This is a genomic window from Actinoplanes sp. NPDC048791 (genome assembly GCF_040650095.1).
Classification (GTDB): Bacteria; Actinomycetota; Actinomycetes; order Mycobacteriales; family Micromonosporaceae; genus Actinoplanes.
Genome location: NZ_JBEZGQ010000603.1, coordinates 1 through 5,243, shown reverse-complemented (window position 1 = coordinate 5,243; position 5,243 = coordinate 1). Strand labels below are relative to the sequence as shown.

At 71.4% G+C, this 5,243-nt stretch carries 4 protein-coding genes and 2 pseudogenes; 4 read left to right on the top strand and 2 right to left on the bottom strand.

The annotated features are described in order from the left end of the window. Positions 1-117: 117 nt before the first annotated feature. Both nth and AB0C29_RS32330 read right to left on the bottom strand, forming a co-directional pair. Positions 118-915, bottom strand: coding sequence for an endonuclease III (nth, locus tag AB0C29_RS32335; protein ID WP_360828233.1), 798 nt, complete (start codon positions 913-915; stop codon positions 118-120). A gap of 87 nt (positions 916-1,002) precedes the next feature. Further along, entirely contained in the window at positions 1,003-2,202 is a 1,200-nt protein-coding gene (locus AB0C29_RS32330) for a CapA family protein (protein ID WP_360828230.1), read from the bottom strand. A gap of 203 nt (positions 2,203-2,405) precedes the next feature. Here AB0C29_RS32330 and AB0C29_RS32325 point away from each other — a divergent pair, with 203 nt between their 5' ends. The 4 genes and pseudogenes from AB0C29_RS32325 to AB0C29_RS32310 all read left to right on the top strand — a co-directional run bounded on the left by AB0C29_RS32325 (position 2,406) and on the right by AB0C29_RS32310 (position 5,006). Next, on the top strand, positions 2,406-3,083 hold the full coding sequence (locus AB0C29_RS32325; protein ID WP_203768799.1) for a Crp/Fnr family transcriptional regulator: 678 nt from the start codon (positions 2,406-2,408) through the stop codon (positions 3,081-3,083). A 224-nt stretch (positions 3,084-3,307) separates the two neighbouring features. After that, positions 3,308-3,685: pseudogene (locus tag AB0C29_RS32320) on the top strand (carboxyl transferase domain-containing protein); the annotation flags it as partial. After that, positions 3,679-4,206, top strand: a pseudogene (locus tag AB0C29_RS32315) (ABC transporter ATP-binding protein); the annotation flags it as partial. The pseudogenes AB0C29_RS32320 and AB0C29_RS32315, both read left to right, overlap by 7 nt. After that, complete coding sequence (locus tag AB0C29_RS32310) at positions 4,203-5,006, top strand: energy-coupling factor transporter transmembrane component T (protein WP_360828228.1); 804 nt, start codon at positions 4,203-4,205, stop codon at positions 5,004-5,006. The pseudogene AB0C29_RS32315 and the gene AB0C29_RS32310, both read left to right, overlap by 4 nt. Positions 5,007-5,243 lie beyond the last annotated feature (237 nt).

Here is a 5,243-nt window from a genome sequence, read left to right as displayed (position 1 = left end):
ACGCGGCGCCCTCGGGGGGTGGCGGGGGCGCCACCCGGGTGGCCGTCCCGGGGGCCAGCAGCCGCGCCTGGGGTGGCTTCACCCACCGCGCCAGCACCGGCCCGCCCCGGACTCGGCTCACGGGGCCTCCGGCGTCAGGACAGCCGCGTCCGGCACCAGCTCGGGGTCGACGCCCGCCTGGGCCGCCAGCTCCTTCGCGCGCGGGCCCTTCAGCAGCTTCGCCGCCGGGGCCGCCTCGGTCGGGCCGGTGCCATAGGACGGGCACATCGTGGCCAGGGTGCACGCCCCGCACGCGGGCTTGCGGGCGTGGCAGACGCGGCGGCCATGGAAGATGATGCGGTGCGACAGCATCGTCCAGTCGCGCTTCTCGATCAGGTCCGCGACCAGGAACTCGATCTTGACCGGGTCCTCCTCGTGGACCCAGCCGAAGCGGTTCACCAGCCGGCGGAAGTGGGTGTCGACCGTGATGCCGGGGACGTCGAAGGCGTTGCCCAGGATCACGTTCGCCGTCTTGCGGCCGATGCCCGGCAGCGCCACGAGCTGGTCCAGCCGGCCCGGCAGCTCACCGTCGTGGCGTTCGAGCAGGGCCTGACCGAGCTTGATCAGCGAGTCGGTCTTCGCCCGGAAGAAGCCGGTCGGGCGCAGGATCACCTCGAGCTCGGCGCGGTCGGCGGCGGCATAGTCGGCCGCCGAGCGGTACTTGGCGAAGACCGTCGGGGTGACCTCGTTGACCTTCTTGTCCGTGCACTGCGCGGACAGGATGGTGGCGACCGCCAGCTCCAGCGGAGTGCTGAAGTCCAGCTCGCAGTGCGCGTCGGGGTGGGTATCGGCCAGCAGTCTGGCCATCTTGCGGGCCCGGCGTTTGCGCCCGATCGGGGTCTCCCCCGCGAAGCGCTTGACCGACCGGGCGAGCACGGCCGCACCTGCGGTGGCGGCGACGACGGGACGACTCACGCGAGCAAGAGTACGTCGCACCCACGACCGCCCCGGGTCACATACCCGTCACCGGGGCGCCGTGATGGATCCGTCCTCACCGATGGTCGCGGCGGTGTCACCGAAGTCGTCGGCTGAAAGCTCCCGGACCCGGTCCCGGCCGCGCTCTTTCCCGCTGTCCCGGACGGGCTTGCCGGTGCTGTCCAGGTACGTCGACAGGAACTTTCCGCCGGTGAACCCACCCTCGCGGGTCAGCGTGACGTGCAGGATGCCGCCGTACTTGAGGACGCCGTCGCTGCTGAGCGTCTTTCCGCCGCCGGCGAAGTTGCCCAGGCTGTACGCGATCAGCTTGCCCTTGTAGAACTGCATGCCGCGCAGCACGTGCGGCCCGTGCCCGACGACGACGTCAGCGCCCGCGTCGATGACCGCCTTGGAGAACTTGATCGGGTCGCCCCGGTTCTCGCCGAAGAACAGCTCGTTGCCCGGTTTGACGTGGCCCATGCCGGAGCCCTCGGCGCCCATGTGCACCTGCACCACGACGACGTCGGCCTTTCCGGCGGCCTCCTCGATCACCGTGCGGGCGGCGGCGAGGTCGTTGAGGTTGTTCGCACCCGCGTACGGGGAGAAGCCGACCACCGCGACCCTGATCCCCTTGACCTCCACGACGGTGATCTGGCCCTGGGCCCCGGTGTGCTTCAGCCCGGCCTTGTCCAGCGCCTGGACCGTGTTCTTGTAGCCCTGCGTGCCGAAGTCCTTGGAGTGGTTGTTCGCCGTGTTCATCAGCTCGAAGCCGGCGTCGACCAGGTGCTCGGCGTACGCCGGCGGGGAGCGGAAGGCGAAGCAGTTGGCCCGGGGCGGGCTGCCGCACTTGGATGTGCCGGTGTCGCCGGTGAGCGGCTGTTCGAGGTTGCCCATCACCAGATCCGACTTCAGGCCCTCGCGGACCGAGTCGAAGAAGCCCTTGCCGTTGCCGGCCGGAAGCTTGTTGGGCGCGCTGCCCATGATGATGTCGCCGGTCGCCGAGAACGTGAACGAGTCCTCGACCGTGGCCGATTCCGTCTCCTGCTTCCCGGGTGAGGCTGAAGCGGGGGAGGCCGAAGCGGGGGCGGCGGGCGGCGCCTTCCAGACCGGGGCGGCAGTGTCGGATCCCCGATCGGCCAGGGCCACGCCACCGAGGCCGGCGCCTGCGAGCACGGCGACAGCGAGGGTGATCGTGAGGGCGGGGCGGCCGAACAGGCCCGGGCGGCGCGGTGGGGGGTGGGAATTCATCGACGAGGACGATACCGTCGGCCGACAAGCGGGGTCGACCGTCGAACGGCCGGTCCTTGCTCACCGAGAGCGACGATTCTTTCGACGTCCGGGGCCCGACCGGTTACGCTGCGAGATCTGGATCGAGGGGTGCCCGCCCGTTTACGGCCCGCGTGCGCCTAGACTGATCGAGCGCGGCGAAGCGCGTATTCGGAGGTACAGCGATGGATGAGGTACTGGCTCGCAGCGGGATCTTCCAGGGCGTTGACCCGGAGGCTGCCGAGGCACTCGCCAAGGAGATGGAGACGATCGAGGTCCGCAAGGGCGACATCGTCTTCAATGAGGGCGAGGCGGGTGACAGCCTTTACATCGTTCTCTCCGGCAAGATCAAGCTTGGTCGCCGGGCCGCGGACGGCCGGCAGAACCTCGTCTCGATCATGGGTCCGTCGGACATGCTCGGTGAGCTGTCGCTGTTCGACCCCGGTCCGCGGACGGCCACGGCCACCGCGGTGACCGACACGCGCCTGGCCCGGCTCAAGAAGTCGTCGCTGCGCCCGTGGTTGAACAACCGGCCGGAGATCGCCGAGCAGCTGCTGCGGGTGCTCGCCCGCAGGCTGCGCCGGACGAACGACGCACTGGCCGACCTGATCTTCACCGACGTGCCCGGCCGGGTGGCGAAGAACCTGCTGCAGATGGCGGGCCGCTTCGGCACCCGCGACGGTGGCGTGCTGCGCGTGACGCACGACCTCACCCAGGAGGAGCTGGCACAGCTCGTCGGCGCTTCCCGGGAGACGGTCAACAAGGCGCTGGCGGATTTCGCCTCCCGCGCCTGGCTGCGGCTCGACGGCAAGAGCGTCATCATCCTGGATCCGGAAAGGCTCGCCCGCCGCGCGCGGGTCTGACCGGCAGAGCACCACGAGCACGACGAGGGGCCGTCCTGATGGGCGGCCCCTCGACGGCGTGTCCACCCACCTGATCAGGGGACAAAGCCGCCCTCTCATGATCCGTGTCGCACCCGGTCGGCCGCTCGTTACGGAGGTGGTCGAGAGGCACTACACGGGTGAGAGGCGCGGGGTTTTGAAGATGGTGGCGGGCGTGCAGCGCAGGGCAGGGCAGAGGTGATCCCGTGACCGTGCTCGAGACCGCGATCGACCCGCGCAACCCGGCCTACCTGCAGAGCCGTAGCGCGATGCTGGAGCGGCTGGCGGAGCTCGAGGCGGCGCTGGAGGCGGCCCGCGCGGGCGGCGGCGAGAAGTGGGTGACCCGGCACCACGCGCGCGGCAAGCTACTGCCCCGCGAACGGGTCGAGATGCTGCTCGACCAGGACAGCCCGTTCCTGGAGCTGTCCCCGGTGGCGGCCTGGGGCTCGGAGTTCCCGATCGGGGCCAGCGTGGTGACCGGCATCGGCGTGGTCGAGGGCGTCGAGTGCGTGGTCATCGCCAACGACCCGACGGTGGACGGGGGTGCCGTCAACCCGTACACGGTGGAGAAGATCCGGCGGGCCAGTCCACTCTGGCGTTGCTGCTCGGCGGGCTGCTGAAGCCCACCTCGGGCACGATCGACGCTGTCCCGGGTGGGGCGCCGCACCGGTGGCGGGCCGCCGAGCTGACCACGAGGATCGGCTCGGTGTTCCAGGATCCGGAGCATCAGTTCGTCACCCACCGGGTCGCCGACGAGCTGGCGCTGGGCCCGCGCCGGATCGGGCGCCCGGAGGCCGAGGTCCGCCGGGTCGTCGACGAGTTGCTGCAACGGCTGCGGTTGGAGAAGCTGGCGGGCGCGAACCCGTACACGCTCTCCGGCGGGGAGGCCCGGCGGCTGAGCGTCGCGACGGCCCTGGCCACCGCGCCGCGGCTGCTGGTGCTGGACGAGCCCACGTTCGGCCAGGACCGGCGCACCTGGATCGAGCTGGTCGACCTGCTGGCCCGGCTGCGCGACGACGGCCACGGCATCGTCGCGGTCACCCACGACGACGACTTCGTGGCGGCCCTCGCCGGCTCCGTCCACCGCCTGGAACGGGCCACATGACGCTCACCCTGCCGACCTTCGAGGCCAGCACCGCACCGCTCGCGCGGCGCAACCCGGTCGCCAAGCTCGCCGCCGCCCTGCTGTTCAGCGCCCCGCTGATCGCCACCCTGGACCCGCTGACCCCGACCATCGCCCTGGCCGTCGAGCTGGCGGTGCTGCCGCTGTTCGGGATGCGCTACGGCACCCTGTTCCGGCGGGCCTGGCCGCTGGTGCTCGCCGCCGGGGGCATCGTGATCACCCTGGTGCTGTTCGCGGCCGAGCGCTCCGGGGCCACGGTCGCGACGCTCGGGCCGTTCGCGGTGACCACCGGGGTGCTGGTCACCGCGCTGGGCATGGTGCTGCGGGTCTTCGCGATCGCGCTGCCGGGCATCATCGTGTTCGCCACCACCGACCCCACCGACCTCGCCGACGCCCTGGTGCAGAACGTACGGGCGCCGGCCCGGTTCGCGATCGGCGCGCTGGCCGCGTTCCGGCTGGTGCCGCTGCTCGGCCAGGAGTGGCAGATGCTGAGCCTGGCCCGCCGCGCGCGCGGCATCGACGCCGGACGCAACCCGGTGGCCAAGCTGCGGCTGTTCGTGTCGACGGCGTTCGCGCTGCTGGTGGGAGCGCTTCGGCGGGGCGGGCGGCTGGCGGTGGCGATGGACGCGCGGGGCTTCGACGCGGGCACGCCCAGGACGTACGCCCGCCGGCAGACCTTCGGCCGCGCCGACGCCGCCCTGATGGCCGTCGCGACCCTTGTGTCCGCCGCCGCGCTGACCACCAGCGTCCTGTTCGGACTGTTCCGGCCGATCATCGGCTGAACGGCGGGACGCGCCACCGGCGAGGGTCACCGAGTCCGGCCGGGTGACCTACCGCAGCCGGGTGACCACGCGCTGTCCACCGGCGGTGATGCCGCGTAGCGTCACGGGCGCCACGCTGTGTAGTCGATGAAGGGCGCTGTGGACCCATGACCGATCCTCATTACCGGGCCAACTGGCGGTGAGTTGTTCCGATCGTGGCCGCCCGGCCGTGTGCGCGTATCATCATAGCCACTTTCG

Bases quoted from the DNA above. Each gene is read 5' to 3' on its own strand.
- AB0C29_RS32330 (WP_360828230.1), bottom strand. From the start codon at position 2,202: ATGAATTCCCACCCCCCACCGCGCCGCCCGGGCCTGTTCGGCCGCCCC.
- AB0C29_RS32310 (WP_360828228.1), top strand. From the start codon at position 4,203: ATGACGCTCACCCTGCCGACCTTCGAGGCCAGCACCGCACCGCTCGCG.
- AB0C29_RS32325 (WP_203768799.1), top strand. From the start codon at position 2,406: ATGGATGAGGTACTGGCTCGCAGCGGGATCTTCCAGGGCGTTGACCCG.